Origin of the sequence: Bradyrhizobium sp. B117 (assembly GCF_038969555.1) — a bacterium.
Taxonomy (GTDB): domain Bacteria; phylum Pseudomonadota; class Alphaproteobacteria; order Rhizobiales; family Xanthobacteraceae; genus Bradyrhizobium.
This window is the reverse complement of sequence record NZ_CP152414.1, coordinates 3,077,887-3,092,550: the sequence shown is the minus strand read 5'-3', so window position 1 is coordinate 3,092,550 and position 14,664 is coordinate 3,077,887. Positions and strand designations below refer to the sequence as shown.

13 protein-coding genes are annotated in these 14,664 nt (G+C 65.5%); 8 read left to right on the top strand and 5 right to left on the bottom strand.

Annotation, left to right across the window (positions count from 1 at the left end; genetic code table 11):
- Positions 1-108: 108 nt before the first annotated feature.
- Positions 109-744: a TetR/AcrR family transcriptional regulator gene (locus tag AAFG16_RS15120; RefSeq protein WP_342739631.1), complete on the top strand. Its 636-nt coding sequence runs from the start codon at positions 109-111 to the stop codon at positions 742-744.
- Between the two features lie 154 nt (positions 745-898).
- On the opposite strand, the gene hutU is transcribed toward AAFG16_RS15120, so the two are convergent.
- The 3 genes from hutU to hutI are packed head-to-tail and all read right to left on the bottom strand — an operon-like array spanning position 899 to position 5,364.
- Complete coding sequence (hutU, locus tag AAFG16_RS15115; RefSeq protein WP_342739630.1) at positions 899-2,566, bottom strand: urocanate hydratase; 1,668 nt, start codon at positions 2,564-2,566, stop codon at positions 899-901.
- A gap of 27 nt (positions 2,567-2,593) precedes the next feature.
- Positions 2,594-4,153, bottom strand: a complete 1,560-nt coding sequence (gene hutH / locus AAFG16_RS15110; protein WP_342739629.1) for a histidine ammonia-lyase — start codon at positions 4,151-4,153, stop codon at positions 2,594-2,596.
- Complete coding sequence (gene hutI, locus AAFG16_RS15105; protein WP_283085268.1) at positions 4,150-5,364, bottom strand: imidazolonepropionase; 1,215 nt, start codon at positions 5,362-5,364, stop codon at positions 4,150-4,152. The genes hutH and hutI overlap by 4 nt, the downstream gene beginning before the upstream one ends.
- 103 nt (positions 5,365-5,467) lie before the next feature.
- On the opposite strand from hutI, the gene AAFG16_RS15100 reads away from it, so the two are divergent.
- The 7 genes from AAFG16_RS15100 (at position 5,468) to AAFG16_RS15070 (ending at position 12,529) form a co-directional block, all read left to right on the top strand.
- Entirely contained in the window at positions 5,468-6,826 is a 1,359-nt protein-coding gene (locus tag AAFG16_RS15100; protein WP_342739628.1) for a formimidoylglutamate deiminase, read from the top strand.
- Positions 6,823-7,551, top strand: a complete 729-nt coding sequence (gene hutC / locus AAFG16_RS15095) for a histidine utilization repressor (protein ID WP_342739627.1) — start codon at positions 6,823-6,825, stop codon at positions 7,549-7,551. The genes AAFG16_RS15100 and hutC overlap by 4 nt, the downstream gene beginning before the upstream one ends.
- Before the next feature lie 106 nt (positions 7,552-7,657).
- Entirely contained in the window at positions 7,658-8,602 is a 945-nt protein-coding gene (locus AAFG16_RS15090) for an ABC transporter substrate-binding protein (RefSeq protein ID WP_283085265.1), read from the top strand.
- A gap of 71 nt (positions 8,603-8,673) precedes the next feature.
- Entirely contained in the window at positions 8,674-9,447 is a 774-nt protein-coding gene (locus AAFG16_RS15085) for an ABC transporter permease (protein ID WP_342739626.1), read from the top strand.
- Positions 9,444-10,229, top strand: a complete 786-nt coding sequence (locus AAFG16_RS15080; protein WP_283085263.1) for an ABC transporter ATP-binding protein — start codon at positions 9,444-9,446, stop codon at positions 10,227-10,229. The genes AAFG16_RS15085 and AAFG16_RS15080 overlap by 4 nt, the downstream gene beginning before the upstream one ends.
- Entirely contained in the window at positions 10,222-11,454 is a 1,233-nt protein-coding gene (locus tag AAFG16_RS15075) for a Zn-dependent hydrolase (RefSeq protein ID WP_342739625.1), read from the top strand. The genes AAFG16_RS15080 and AAFG16_RS15075 overlap by 8 nt, the downstream gene beginning before the upstream one ends.
- Positions 11,455-11,608: 154 nt before the next feature.
- Positions 11,609-12,529, top strand: coding sequence for a catalase family peroxidase (locus tag AAFG16_RS15070; RefSeq protein WP_342739624.1), 921 nt, complete (start codon positions 11,609-11,611; stop codon positions 12,527-12,529).
- Between the two features lie 20 nt (positions 12,530-12,549).
- On the opposite strand, the gene AAFG16_RS15065 is transcribed toward AAFG16_RS15070, so the two are convergent.
- Positions 12,550-13,482: an AraC family transcriptional regulator gene (locus AAFG16_RS15065; RefSeq protein ID WP_342739623.1), complete on the bottom strand. Its 933-nt coding sequence runs from the start codon at positions 13,480-13,482 to the stop codon at positions 12,550-12,552.
- A gap of 263 nt (positions 13,483-13,745) precedes the next feature.
- Complete coding sequence (locus AAFG16_RS15060; RefSeq protein ID WP_342739622.1) at positions 13,746-14,525, bottom strand: BA14K family protein; 780 nt, start codon at positions 14,523-14,525, stop codon at positions 13,746-13,748.
- Positions 14,526-14,664 lie beyond the last annotated feature (139 nt).

Sequence of the window (14,664 nt, the reverse complement as noted above, 5' to 3'; positions counted from 1 at the left end):
TGGAGAGTCCGATTCAGCGACGAAATGGCCAGAAAAGCGCAGAAGTCAGCGAAACGACCAGTCCGCAAGCGGGCCGAGACCGAAAAGTCCGCGCCAAAGCGCCGCAACATGCGTGCGGCCGACCGCGAGCGCGCGATCGTCGAGGAGGCGATCCGCTTCTTCGCCGAACATGGTTTTGAAGGCCAGACCCGCGAACTCGCCAAGCGCATGGGCATCACGCATTCGGCGATCTATCGCCACTTCCCCAGCAAGGAAGCGCTGATCGAACGCGTCTACCAGGAGGTCTATCTCAGCCGCTGGTCGCCCGATTGGGGGCCGATGATCCGCGACCGCACGCTGTCGCTCGAGGCGCGGCTGACGCGCTTCTATCTCGACTATGTCGAACGCGTGTTCGAGTACAATTGGGTGCGGATTTTCGTCTTCTCCGGCATGAAGTCGTTCGGCATCACCGGCCGCTATCTCGACATCGTCAGGCGCGAGATCATCGAGCCGGCTGCAGCCGAGCTGCGCCACGATCTGAAACTGCCGGATGCAAAGGCCCGACCGCTGAGCGAGCGTGAGACCGAGCTGTTCTGGGGCCTGCACGGCCGAATCTTCTATCTCGCGCTCCGCAAGTTCATCTACGAGACGCCGATCCCGCCCGATCTCGACGCGATCGTCCGCGACGCCGTCCAGACCTTCATGGACGGCGCCAAGACGACGATGCCGAAGCTGCTGGGTAATACGTCGTGGCACGGCGCCTGACTTCACCTCTCCCCAGCGGGAGAGGTCTGATTGCGCAGCAATCGGGGTGAGGGGCCGCGGTGTTCAGAGGGACCGAAACCCCTCACCCGGACCGCATCTCACGATGCGATCCGACCTCTCCCTACGGGAGAGGTAAAAGAGAGAGCCGCAGCTACTACGCCAGGCTCGGCAGGTCGAGCCCCTTGTCGCGGGCGCAATCGATCGCGATGTCGTAACCTGCGTCAGCGTGGCGCATGACGCCGCTCGCGGGATCGTTCCACAGCACGCGCTCGATGCGCCTCGCCGCTTCCGGCGTGCCGTCGGCCACGATCACCATGCCGGCGTGCTGGGAATAGCCGATGCCGACGCCACCGCCATGATGCAGCGAGACCCAGGTCGCGCCGCTGGCGCAATTGAGCAGCGCATTGAGCAAGGGCCAGTCGGACACCGCGTCCGAACCATCCTTCATCGCCTCGGTCTCGCGGTTCGGGCTTGCCACCGAGCCGCTGTCGAGATGATCGCGGCCGATCACGATCGGCGCTTTCAACTCGCCGCGCGCCACCATCTCGTTGAAGGCGAGGCCGAGGCGATGGCGATCGCCGAGGCCGACCCAGCAGATCCGCGCCGGCAGGCCCTGGAACTTGATTCGCTCCTTGGCCATGTCGAGCCAATTATGCAGATGCTTGTCGTCAGGCATCAGCTCCTTGACCTTGGCGTCGGTCTTGAAGATGTCCTCGGGATCGCCCGACAGCGCGGCCCAGCGGAACGGTCCGACGCCGCGGCAGAACAGCGGGCGGATATAGGCCGGCACGAAGCCGGGAAAATCGAAGGCGTTCTTCAGGCCCATGTCCTGCGCCATCTGGCGAATGTTGTTGCCGTAGTCGAGCGTCGGAATGCCCTGAGCGTGGAAATCCAGCATGGCCTGGACATGCTCGACCATCGAGGTCTTTGAGGCGCGCTCGACCGCCTTCGGATCGGACGCGCGCTTGGTCTCCCAATCGGCGAGCGTCCAGCCCTTGGGCAGATAGCCGTTGATCGGATCATGCGCGCTGGTCTGGTCGGTGACGATGTCGGGCTTGACGCCGCGACGGACCAGCTCCGGGAAAATCTCGGCGGCATTGCCGAGCAGGCCGACCGAGACCGCCTTCTTCGTCTTCTTGGCCTCTTCCATGATCGCCAGCGCTTCGTCGAGCGTAGCGGCCTGGCGATCGAGATAGCCGGTGCGCAAGCGCATCTCGATGCGGCTCGGTTGGCACTCGACCGCGAGCATCGAGGCGCCGGCCATGGTCGCGGCCAGCGGCTGCGCCCCGCCCATGCCGCCGAGACCGGCGGTGAGGATCCATTTGCCGGCGAGGCTGCCGCCGTAATGGCGACGACCAACCTCGACAAAGGTCTCGTAAGTGCCCTGCACGATGCCCTGGCTGCCGATATAGATCCAGGAGCCCGCGGTCATCTGGCCGTACATCATCAGCCCCTGGCGGTCGAGCTCGTTGAAATGATCCAGCGTTGCCCAGTGCGGCACGATGTTGGAGTTGGCGATCAGCACGCGCGGCGCATCGGCATGGGTGCGGAACACGCCGACCGGCTTGCCGGACTGCACCAGCAGCGTCTGGTCGGCTTCGAGCTTGCGCAAGGCCGCGGTGATCCGGTCAAAGCTCTCCCAGTCGCGCGCGGCACGGCCGATGCCGCCATAGACGACCAGCTCGCTTGGGCGCTCCGCAACATCAGGATCGAGGTTGTTCATGAGCATGCGCAGCGGCGCTTCGGTCAACCAGCTCTTGGCGCTGATCTCGCTGCCGAGGGGAGCACGGATGGTGCGGTCATTGTCCAGTCGGCGGTTCATGCGGAACACCCCTTAGTCAAGTCTTGTTCAGTCAAGTTTCGGAAACGGATCGGTTGAAAGCCTGGCGATCGCCGCGGCCGGCAACGCATCGGCTTCGATCAGCGCAGCGGCCTTGGCGAGATCGCCGGCCATGTAGCGATCAGCGCCGAGCGCGGGCACCTGCTCGCGAAGCTTTGCAATGACGGCAACGAGCGGCGCGCTGGTCGCATGCGGCGCTCGCAGCGTGATGCCTTGGGCTGCGACCAGCAGCTCGATCCCCAAGATGGCGGCGAGATTGTCGGCCATATCGGAGAGGCGCCGCGCGGCATGCGCGGCCATCGAGACGTGGTCTTCCTGGTTCGCGCTGGTCGGCGTCGAGTCGATCGAGCAGGCGAGCGCCCGCTGCTTGTTCTCGGCATAGAGCGCCGCCGCCGTCACCTCGGCGATCATGAAGCCGGAGTTGAGGCCGGGATCGGGTGTCAGGAACGGCGGCAAGCCGAAATTGAGCGCGGGATCGACCAGCGTCGCGATGCGCCGCTCGCTGATCGCGCCGATCTCCGACAGTGCAAGCGCGATGGCGTCGGCGGCAAACGCCACCGGCTCGGCGTGGAAATTGCCGCCGGAGACGATCTCACCGGTCTCGACCAGCACCAGCGGATTGTCGGTGACGGCATTGGCCTCGACGATCAGCGTGCGTGCGGCCTGCGTGATCATGTCGAGCGCCGCACCCCCGACCTGCGGCTGGCAACGCAGGCAATAAGGATCCTGCACGCGCTCGTCGCCTTCGAGATGCGACAGGCGGATATCGCTGCCGTCGAGCAGTGCGGTCAGCGTCGCGGCCGCGGCGGTTTGCCCGACATGGCCGCGCAGCGCCTGGATTTCGGAACGGAACGGCGCCGTGGAGGCCATTGCCGCATCAACCGACAGTGCGCCGGTGACAAGCGCGGCGCGGATCAGGCGGAATGCACGCAGCACGCCGGCGATGGCGTAGGCAGTCGAGAACTGCGTGCCGTTGATCAGCGCCAAGCCCTCCTTGGGGCCGAGCGTCAGTGGCGTAAGGCTGGCAGCGGCGAGCGCTTCGCTGCCGGATACAGTCTCCCCGTCAACAATCGCCTGCCCCTCGCCGATCATCACGGCAGTCATATGCGCTAGCGGCGCAAGATCGCCGGAGGCGCCGACCGAGCCCTGCTGCGGCACCAGCGGGTAGACGCCGCGCGCCAGCATGGCCTGCAATTGCTCGATCACCGCGCGGCGGACGCCGGAGGCGCCGCGCCCGAGCGAGATGATCTTCAGCGCCATCATCAGCCGGACGATCGGCTCGGGCGTCGCCGGGCCGACACCGCAGCAATGCGAGACGATGAGATTGCGCTGGAGCAGCGTGGTCTGATCGGGCGGAATGCGCTTCGAGGCCAGCTTTCCAAAGCCGGTGTTGATGCCATAGACGGGCGCCGCGGCGTGCGCTGCCTTCGCGACGATCTCCGCCGCAGCATCCACGCGGGGCCAAAAAGAAGGATCGAGCACGACGGACGCGCCCGCAAGCACGCGCGCGAGATCGTCGAGGCTGACCGTTCCCGGCTTGACGACGATGGCTGCGCCCTGCTCCGTCACTGCCCCCTCCATACCCGGCGGTGCAGCGGATTGAAGCCGATGCGGTAGACCAGCTCGGCGGGCCGCTCGATGTCCCAGATCGCGAGGTCGCACCATTTGCCGGCCTCAAGCGTGCCGGTCTCAGCGAGCACGCCGAGCGCACGCGCGCCTTCGCGGGTGACGCCTGCGAGGCATTCGGCGACATTCATCCGGAACAACGTCGCGCCCATGTTCATGGCGAGCAGCAGCGAGGTCAGCGGCGAGCTGCCGGGATTGCAGTCGGTCGCGAGCGCCATGTGCACACCGTGCTTGCGGAACACTTCGACCGGAGGCTTTTGCGTCTCGCGGATGAAGTAGAAGGCGCCGGGCAGCAGCACGGCAACCGTACCCGTCTTCGCCATCGCGGCGGCGCCGGCCTCGTCGGTATGCTCCAAATGATCGGCGGAGAGCGCCGAGAATCTTGCCGCGAGCGCAGCGCCGCCGAGATTCGAGAGCTGATCGGCATGAAGCTTGACCGGCAAGCCCAGCCCCCGCGCCGTCTCGAACACCCGCGCCGTCTGTTCGGCCGAGAACGCGATACCTTCCATGAAGGCATCGACGGCATCGGCGAGGCCAGCCTTTGCGACGGCGGGCAGCATCTCCTTGCACACGAGATCGATGTAGCGATCCTTGTCGCCGTCGGCTTCGACCGGCAGGGCGTGCGCGCCGAGGAAGGATGTGCGGATCGCAACCGGCCGCTGAGCGCCGAGGCTGCGCGCGGCGGACAGCTGCCGCATCTCGGTCTCGGTATCGAGGCCGTAGCCGGACTTGATCTCGACCGTGGTGGCGCCCTCGCCGATCAGCGCATCGAGCCGCGGCAGCGCGGTTGCGACAAGCTCGGCCTCGCTCGCCTTGCGCGTCGCTGCGACCGTCGAGACGATGCCGCCGCCGGCCCGCGCGATCTCTTCGTAGCTCGCACCCTTCAGGCGCAACTCGAATTCGTGCGCGCGGTTGCCGCCATAGACGAGATGCGTATGGCAGTCGATGAGGCCTGGCGTAATCCAGCGTCCCTCGCAATCGATCCGCTCGATCGCGTCGACATCGCCAGGGAAATCCGCCGCAGCGCCGGCATAGACGATGTGGCCGCCGCGCGCGGCGATCACGCCATGCTCGATCTCGCCGAGATCGGGACGGTCGGCCCGCAGCGTGGCGAGCCGGGCATTGTGCCAGATCCGGTCGAAGCGCTCTGCCATGAAGGTCTCCCTTCGCGGATATCTCTGCATCCTGGGATGCTTGACTTATATGTCTAGACATATAATCGTAAGGCGGTTCTGTCCAGCCGGCGTGCAATCAATCATGACCCGACTGCATTTCGCCTCCGCGCTCCTGCCCTCGGGCTGGGCCAATGACGTACAGGTGGTGATCACCGCCGGCGCGATCGCGGAGGTGACGCCAGGCGTGCAGCCTGCCGCCGGCGCCGAATGCCACGCCATCGCGCTGCCCGGACTTGCGAGCCTGCACAGCCACGCCTTCCAGCGCGGCATGGCCGGACTTGCGGAACTGCGCGGCGATTCCACCGATACGTTCTGGACCTGGCGCGAGACGATGTATCGCTTCGCGCTGGCGATGACGCCGGATGACGTTACCGCCGTTGCCACGCTGCTTTATGTCGAAATGCTGGAGCAGGGTTTTACCCGCGTCGGCGAATTCCATTATCTGCATCACGATCGCGACGGCTCGCATTACGCCGATATCGGCGAAATGGCCGGGCGTATTGCGCAGGCTGCCGAGGCCTCGGGCATTGGCCTGACGCTGCTGCCGAGTTTTTATGCGCACGGCTCCTTCGGCGGCGCGCCGCCGCATGACGGCCAGCGCCGCTTCATCTGCTCGGTCGATGAGTTCGCAGAGCTCGTGACCGCCTCGCGCAAGGTGATCGCAACATTGCCGGGCGCCAATATCGGCATTGCGCCGCACAGTCTGCGCGCGGTCGCCCCGGACGAGCTCGCGGCGATCATTCCGCTTGCGAACGGCGGGCCGGTGCACATTCACGCCGCCGAGCAGATCAAGGAGGTCGAGGATTGCCTCGCCTGGTCCGGCCGGCGCCCGGTGCAATGGCTGCTGGAGCACGCGCCGCTCGATCAGCGCTGGTGCCTCATTCACGCGACCCACATGACGGATGCGGAAATCACGGCATTCGCGAAGACGGGCGCAGTTGCCGGTCTCTGCCCCATCACCGAAGCGAGCCTCGGCGACGGCATCTTTCCCGTACGCGAATTCCTCGCGGCCGGCGGCGCGTTCGGTGTGGGCACCGACTCCAACGTACTGGTCGGCGCCGCCGACGAATTGCGCCAGCTCGAATACGGCCAGCGCCTGAAGCATCGCCAGCGCAACGTGCTCTCCAGCGGCGCAGGACGCTCGACGGGGCGCACGCTGTTCGATCACGCGCTCGCAGGTGGCGCGCAGGCGATGGCGCAGGCGATGGTCGGCCTCACGCCCGGCGCGCGCGCCGACATCGTCACGCTCGATACAGCGCATCCGTCGCTGGCCGGCCGTACGCACGACGCAGTCATCGACGGCTGGATCTTTGCGGCCGGCAGCGGCGCAATCGATTGCGTCTGGGCTGGCGGCCACAAAGTCGTCGAAGGCGGTCGGCACCGGCTGCGCCAGGCCGCGCGCGAGCGCTTCAACGCGGCGGTGCGGAGGCTCGTCGCATGAGTCTTGCCACCGATGCGGCCGACAAGCCGACGCTCTACAAGCGTATCCGCGCCGACATCGAGAAGCGGATCCTCACCGGCGAATGGCCGCCCGGTCATCGCATTCCATTCGAGCACGAGCTCGTCGCGCGCTACGGCTGCTCACGCATGACCGTGAACAAGGCGCTATCGGAACTGGCGCAGGCCGATTTGATCGAGCGGCGGCGGCGCGCCGGCTCCTTCGTGCGCCGCCCGCAGCATCAGTCAGCCGTGCTCAAGATCGCCGACATCCGCGCCGAGATCACCGCACTCGGCCGTGCCTACGGATACGAGCTGACCGGCCGCAAACTGCGGGCGGCGACCGCCGCCGACCGCGAGCGTCTTGGCATCAAGAAAGCCGGCAAGGTCGTTGCCATCACCTGCCGCCACAGCGCCGACAAGGTGCCATTCGCGGTCGAGGACAGGCTGATCGATCTCGCCTCCGTGCCCAGTGCCGCGACCGCGGATTTCTCGCGCGAGCCGCCGGGCTCGTGGCTGCTTCATCATGTCCCATGGACAGAGGCCGAGCATACGATCAGCGCCATCGTTGCGGATGATCGCACGGCGGAAGCGCTCGACATCGCAATCGGCGCGCCCTGTCTCGTGATCGACCGCTATACCTGGCGCAGCGCGCGCACGATCACCGCGGTGCGCCTGCTCTATCCCGGTGACTCTCACCGCCTTGTCGCCCGATTCAAGGGAGGCTGAGAGAACAATGTCGGCACAATTCGTGCAATGCTTCGGGCAACGGTCCATAGCGGCCGACAGAGATCAACAGGACGTCAATCCATCGATCTGCAAGAGGACGACAATCATGCGTAGTTCGACGATTTTTGCGACAATCATTGCCCTTGCGGCCTCCACTCCCGTGCTCGCCGACGACGTCAAGGTCGGCATCGGCATCTCCGGATGGACCGGCTTCGCGCCGCTGACGCTGGCGAAGGAGGCTGGCATCTTCAAGAAGAACGGCCTTGACGTCACCATCAAGAAGATTCCCCAGAAGGATCGCCACCTCGCGATCGCCTCCGGCGACGTGCAGTGCGCGGCGACGACAGTCGAGACCTGGATCTCCTGGAACGCCAACGGCGTTGCCACCAAGCAAATCTTCCAGCTCGACAAGAGCTATGGCGCCGACGGCATGGCCGTGCGGAACGACGTCAGCGCGATCAAGGATCTGAAGGGCAAGACGGTCGCAGCTTCTGCGCCCGGCACCTCGCCCTATTTCGCGCTGGCCTGGATGCTCAAGAAAAATGGCCTCACGGTGAAGGACGTCACCGTCGTGAACCTCGAGCCGGCCGCGGCCGCGCAGGCCTTCGTCTCCGGCCAGAACGACGCCGCCATGACCTATGAGCCGTATCTGTCGACGGTTCGCGCCGCGCCCGACAAGGGCAAGATCATCGCCACCACGCTCGACTACCCGATGGTCATGGACACTTTTGGCTGCACGCCGAAGTTCCTGACGGAGAATCCCAAGGCCGCCAAGGCGCTTGCCGACAGCTATTTCGAGGCGCTCGACATGATCGCCAAGGACCAGGCCAAGGCCTACGAGATCATGGGCGCCGACGTGAAGCAGACCGGCGAACAGTTCGGCAACTCGGCAAAGTATCTGCGCTGGCAGGACAAAGCTGCGAACCAGAAATTCTTTGCCGGTGACTTCCTGACCTTCAACAAGGAGGCCGCCGACCTGCTGCTCGAGATCGGCATCATCAAGGCCGCGCCGAAGGTCGAGGATCTCTTCGACGCCAGCTACATCAAGTAAGTCACTTTGGAGCTGCCGGCCCCGTCTCGCTGCGGGGCCGGCAAATCTGTTCACCCCCGGATAGATCGTCGATGCGTCCCCTGGACCCTGTTACATCGAAGCAGCGTGTGACCTATGGCCTCGCGTTCTTCGTGCTGTTCGTTGCTCTCTGGTCGTGGGCGACGCTCGGCGGCCATGTGTCGAAGACCTTCCTCGCCAACCCGATGACCATGGTGCAGGAAGGCTATGACCTCCTGGCCAAGCAGGGATTCATCTACGACATCGGCATGACGATCTGGCGCGTCGTCGGTGGCTTCGCGCTCGCGGCGATCATCGCGGTGCCGCTCGGCGTGCTGATGGGCGCCTACAAGCCGGTCGAGGCGTTCCTCGAGCCTTTCGTCTCCTTTGCGCGCTATCTGCCCGCCTCCGCCTTCATCCCGCTTCTAATCCTGTGGGCAGGCATCGGCGAATTGCAAAAGCTGCTCGTCATCTTCATCGGCTCGGTGTTCCAGGTCATCCTGATGGTCGCCGTGACCGTCGGCGCAACGCGGCGCGATCTGGTCGAGGCGGCCTATACGCTGGGCGCCAGCGATCGCGGCATCATCCGCCGCGTGCTGCTGCCCTCCTCCGCGCCCGAGATCGCGGAGATCCTGCGCCTGGTGCTAGGCTGGGCCTGGACCTACGTCATCGTCGCTGAGCTGATCGGATCGTCCTCCGGCATCGGCCACATGATCACCGACAGCCAGGCGCTGCTCAACACCGGGCAGATCATCTTCGGCATCATCGTGATCGGACTGATCGGCCTCCTCTCGGACTTCATGTTCAAGGCGTTCAACGCCTGGCTGTTTCCGTGGAGGCTCGCATGACCACACTCAGAATCGAGCAGGTCTCGCGCACCTTCCCCGCACGCCACGGCAATGCGCCGACCAGGGCACTGGAACCGACCGATCTCACCATCGCCAACAACGATTTCGTCACCATCCTCGGCCCCTCCGGCTGCGGCAAGTCCACGCTGCTGCGCATCGTCGCCGGACTCGATCGCCCGACCAGCGGCCGCGTCACGCTTGACGGCCGCGAGGTCACCGGACCCGGCGCCGATCGCGGCATGGTGTTCCAGTCCTACACGCTATTTCCCTGGCTGACCGTGCGCGAGAACATCGCCTTCGGCCTGCGCGAGCGCGGCGTGCCCGAGGCGGAACGAAACAAGATCGCGGATGCCTTCATCCGCCAAGTCGGCCTCACCGGCTTCGAGAACCACTGGCCGAAACAGCTCTCGGGCGGCATGCAGCAGCGCACCGCGATCGCGCGTGCGCTTGCGAATGATCCCAAGATTCTCTTGCTCGACGAGCCCTTCGGTGCACTCGACAACCAGACCCGCGCCTTGATGCAGGAGATGCTGCTCGGCATCTGGGAGCGCGACCAGAAGACCGTGCTGTTCGTGACCCACGACATCGAGGAGGCGATCTTCCTCGGCAGCCGCGTCATCGTGATGAGCGCGCGCCCCGGCCGTATCAAGGCCGAGATCAGTGTGGACCTGCCGCATCCGCGCTCCTACAAGATCAAGACCACGCCGGAATTCGTCCAGCTCAAGGAGCGGCTGGTCGAGGAGATCCGCACCGAGGCATTGAAGGTTGCCGAACATGCCTGACACCAAGCCGCGCGCCAATGGCGAGCGCGTCCTCGCCGACCTCAATGCGCTCCGCGCCATCGGCGCCTACAAGACCGGCGTGCACAAGCCGACCTTCTCGGAGCCGCACAGGCAATCGCTGGAGTGGCTTATGCAGAAGCTGCCCGACGCCGGTCTTGCCGCAGCGATCGACGGCATCGGCAACGTATTCGGCACCAGCGCCAAGGCTGGACCGAAGCTGCTGGCGGGCTCGCATCTAGAGAGCCAGAACTATGCCGGCTGGCTCGATGGCCCGCTCGGCGTCGTCTATGCGCTCGAAGCCGCGCGCGTGCTCAACGCCGATCCCGCGCTCAGGGGCGCGGTCGAGGTCGCAGCGTGGTGCGACGAAGAAGGCCATTTCGGCAGCTTTCTCGGCTCGCGGTCCTATGTGGGACAAGTGACCGAGGCCGAGATCGATGCCGCGCGCGACCGCACCAGCGGCCGCCCCATGCGCGATGCCCTCGCCGACATGGGTCTCGCCGGGCGGGCACGCGTCGCGGCCGAGCCGGGCCGGCACGTCGGATATCTGGAGGCGCATATCGAGCAGGGCGACACGCTCGAAAGCGGCAAGCTCGCGATCGGCGTCGTCACGTCCATCGTCGGCATCTGGCAGTACAAGATCAATTTCATCGGCGAGCAGAACCACGCCGGCACCACGCGCATGGCCGTGCGCAAGGATGCGGGACTGGCGCTCGCCAAATTCTGCCTCGCGATCGACGAGCGCTTTCCGGGCGCATGCGGTCCCCGCACGGTCTGGACCACCGGCCGCATCACGCTCGATCCCGGTGCGCCGAGCATCATCCCGGGCGGCGCCGAGATGTTGTTCCAGATCCGCGACGACAGCCCTGCCGTGATCGCGCGGCTGGAGGACCTGCTGCGGACCATGGCCGACGAGGCCAGCGAGAAAGGCCCCTGCACCGTCACCGTGGAGAAAATCCGCACCGGTGCGCCCGCGATGATGAACCCGGGCATTCAGGACGCGATCGAGACCGCGAGCAAGGCTCTTGCTGACGGACGCTCCATCCGCATGCCCAGCGGCGCCGGCCACGATGCACAGATGCTGGCGACCGTGATGCCCGCAGGCATGCTGTTCGTGCCGTCGATCGGTGGCATCAGTCATCACTGGACCGAGAATACCGCCGACGCCGATATCGTCACCGGCGCGCAGGTGTTCGTCGATTCCTGCCGGCGGATCCTCGGCGGTTAGCCGAGCACCGTCCAGCCGATGCGCGGCAACGAACTCCGCGCGCTCAGCCATGCAGGTGCCTTGAGCAGGATCGTGCCAAGCGCGATCGGTTTGGGAAAGACTCTGGTTTCGCACGAGGCCTAATCTGCGCGCGCCCACGCAAGAAGGCCCCATCATGCCCGAGATCCCCGCCGCAACGCCCGCTGCCATCGTCGATGCCCTGAAGGCGGTCGCCGGCAATCCGCCGAAGGTGCGGGCAAGCTTCGCCAAGGGCTGGTGCGTTCGCGGCACCTATGCCCCGTCGGACCACGCGGGAGAGGTCACGCGATCGCAGAGCTTCACGCGGCCATCGCGCGTGCTGGCGCGCTTCTCGGTCGGGGGCGGCAATCCCAATGTGGCCGATACCAACAACCTCGTGCTGCGCGGCTTCAGCTTCAAGCTCGGCGACGAGAAGCATCGATCCGACATTCTCGCCGAGAGCGCGCCGGTGCATTTTGCGCGAACGCTCGACCAGATGCTGGCCTTCCTCGAGGCGCGCATTCCGGGTGCCGACGGCAAGCCTGATATGGCGAAGGTCAAGGCGTTCTCGGCGGCCAACCCTGAGACGCTCAACCAGGCGAACTACATCGCCGCGCGTCGGCTGCCCGGGAGCCTTGCCGGCACGACCTATTGGGGCGTGCACGCCTTTCCGGCAACGAACGAGCAAGGCGAGACCCGCTTCATCAAGTTCAAGGTTGCCCCGGCCGGCGGCGACATCACCCTGAGCGAGGACGAAGCGCGGGCGAAGCCGGCCGATTTCCTGCGCGACGATCTCGGCACGCGGATCGCGGCAGGCGATGCCCGCTTCAACGTGATGGCGCTGCTCGATCGCCCCGGCGATCCCACCGAGGACGTCACGATACGCTGGCCTGAAGAGGATCATCGCGAAGAGGTACGCCTCGGCACGATCGTGATCACCGGATTCGAGCCGAACGAGGCCTGCGACGCCTCTATCTTCAATCCGGCCAATCTCGCCGATGGCATCGGTCACCCGCCGGACGAGATCTTTGCCGCGCGGCGCCCCGCCTACACCATCTCACTTGCGAAGCGCCGCTGAGGCGCCCGGCATCACCGATTTCAAGCGCCGCCGCGCGAGGCACCAAGCGCCTCGCGGCGCCACACCGCCGGGCTGACGCCGACGATTGAGGAGAACACCCGCGTGAAGTGGCTCTGGTTGGCAAAGCCGGCCGAGATCGCGATCTCCGACAGCGGCAGGTCGCGTACGCTCATCAGTTGCTTGGCGGCCTTGACGCGCTGCTGCAGCAGCCATTGGTGCGGCGGCAGGCCGATCGAAATCCGGAACGCACGTGAGAAATGGCTGACCGAAAGGTCGAGCTCGGTCGCGATCTTCTGCAACGAGAGCTTGCCGCCGAGGTCGGCTTCGAGCCGCTCGCAGGCGCGCTTCGCCTGCCACGGCGCGAGGCCGCCACGCGCGGATGCAGACGGGCGCTGAAGCCCGCCATAGGTCTGGGCGACATGGGCGGTCAGGCCCAGCATCATGTGATCGACGAAGAGCTGGTTGGCCTCGTCCGGTCTGCGCAGGCCCTCCTGGAGCGAGGCGCCGATGTGGCGGATGATTCCGTCGTCATGGCCGACGCCGATCTGACAGTCGAGCTCGTCGACGCGCGGCGCATTGCACTGCTCGGCGATGCTGTCGAGCGCCGAGCGTGGAATGTAGAAAAACAGCGAGTGGAACGGCTTGTCGATCACGTAGCGCGGATCGCGCTTGAGATCGTAGAGATAGGTCGTCCCGGCGCGGACATCCGCCCGCATGATGCATTTTCCGCGTTCCCAGAGCTCGCAGTCCGGATAATCGTGCAGCTTCAGGCTGACGAGAAAGGCATCTTCGGCAGTCAGCGAGCCGGATAGGCCACGCACCGGGCGGTCATTGCGGGTTTCGGTGACCGCGAGCGCAGCGCTGCGCAGCGAGCGCGTGACCAGCGAGGGCGGCGCATCCTTCAAACGCAGGAATTGCCCAAGCCTCTGCCCGTAGGCGCCTGCCTGAGTCATCGGGATCGTCCTTCTATGGAAGCTCAAATGCAGGCCTCAGAGCCCCGCAATTTGCAATGTGCATTATCCGACATTCGCCAATAGCTGTCCACGCTCGCACGCAGCAAGCTCATCACGGATTTTCACAAATGCACGGCGCCTGCCGGGGGGCGTCCCGCCGCACCGCCGCGTCCTAGAACGAGGCGCAGCCGAGTGAGGGCGGCTGCATCTCGCTGCCGATAGCGGCGGGTCAGCTAGACTTGTTTCCGAAACACCGCCCGAACTTATGGGCAGGAATGCCGCCGTCCGTCATAGCCCATGTAAGTTCCTGATACCGGATCGTAGCTCTGAAAGTGCTGGCAGCCGGAGCCCCCGCGCGGTTTGTGCTCAACGCGAGCTGGTTCGCCTGGTATAATTGCCGATTTGCTGTTCTCCGCGGACACGTCCGGTTGCACTGCGGTCTGGGCGGGCTTCATGAAGGCGGCATAGCTGTTTGCCCAGGCGGGCAAGGAGACACCGGGCATCTCTTCCACAGCGGCAGGTTTCTGCTTCATGGAGCGCCGCGCGTCCGCCAGTTCGGTTGCAAGCGCTTCGGCCCTGTCGTGCTCCTGCTGGAGAGACTGCCACAGTACTGCCGTCGCGTTGTCGACCGCTTGGCTGAACTGGTCCGCCTCGCCGTTGCGCATCGACAACAGCTTCCCGACGTACCGCCACGCCTTCACCAGTTCTTTTTCGAGCGCCTCGGCCCTGTCGTGCTCTTGCTGCAGAGACTGCCGCAGTTCGGCTGTCGCGCTGTCGACCGCCTGCTTGAGTTGCGCCGCCTCGTCGTCCTTCGGCAATGGCGTCTGTTCCGCCATGGCCGGCGGGATGATCGTGATGAGCTTGGATAACTCCTGCTGAGTGGCGTATCGCGCCAGATAGGCGACGACTTCGGCGTTGAGACAGAACCCGATGAGCGTCGCCGTGACGAGGGTTGGGGGGATCCAGGAAATTGCAAATCCCCGCCGCGCGCGTGACGCCTCGAGGATGACGACGTTCGGTGCGGTCTCAATCGTATGGCGCATGTAAACCACCGCAGGGTCATCAGGCCATTGCTTCACTTCGCCAGAAGCCTAATCCCACCCGTTGTGAGCCTCAAGCTACTCTTTTTGGTGATAGTTCCGGCTGCATGCACGCTACTCGCTAGGGCTACGAGACGGCTGT

Coding starts and splice junctions, on each gene's coding strand:
- AAFG16_RS15060 (WP_342739622.1), bottom strand. CDS start 14,525: ATGCGCCATACGATTGAGACCGCACCGAACGTCGTCATCCTCGAGGCG.
- AAFG16_RS15075 (WP_342739625.1), top strand. CDS start 10,222: ATGCCTGACACCAAGCCGCGCGCCAATGGCGAGCGCGTCCTCGCCGAC.
- AAFG16_RS15085 (WP_342739626.1), top strand. CDS start 8,674: ATGCGTCCCCTGGACCCTGTTACATCGAAGCAGCGTGTGACCTATGGC.
- AAFG16_RS15065 (WP_342739623.1), bottom strand. CDS start 13,482: ATGACTCAGGCAGGCGCCTACGGGCAGAGGCTTGGGCAATTCCTGCGT.
- hutU (WP_342739630.1), bottom strand. CDS start 2,566: ATGAACCGCCGACTGGACAATGACCGCACCATCCGTGCTCCCCTCGGC.
- hutC (WP_342739627.1), top strand. CDS start 6,823: ATGAGTCTTGCCACCGATGCGGCCGACAAGCCGACGCTCTACAAGCGT.
- AAFG16_RS15090 (WP_283085265.1), top strand. CDS start 7,658: ATGCGTAGTTCGACGATTTTTGCGACAATCATTGCCCTTGCGGCCTCC.
- hutI (WP_283085268.1), bottom strand. CDS start 5,364: ATGGCAGAGCGCTTCGACCGGATCTGGCACAATGCCCGGCTCGCCACG.
- AAFG16_RS15120 (WP_342739631.1), top strand. CDS start 109: ATGCGTGCGGCCGACCGCGAGCGCGCGATCGTCGAGGAGGCGATCCGC.
- AAFG16_RS15070 (WP_342739624.1), top strand. CDS start 11,609: ATGCCCGAGATCCCCGCCGCAACGCCCGCTGCCATCGTCGATGCCCTG.
- AAFG16_RS15100 (WP_342739628.1), top strand. CDS start 5,468: ATGACCCGACTGCATTTCGCCTCCGCGCTCCTGCCCTCGGGCTGGGCC.
- AAFG16_RS15080 (WP_283085263.1), top strand. CDS start 9,444: ATGACCACACTCAGAATCGAGCAGGTCTCGCGCACCTTCCCCGCACGC.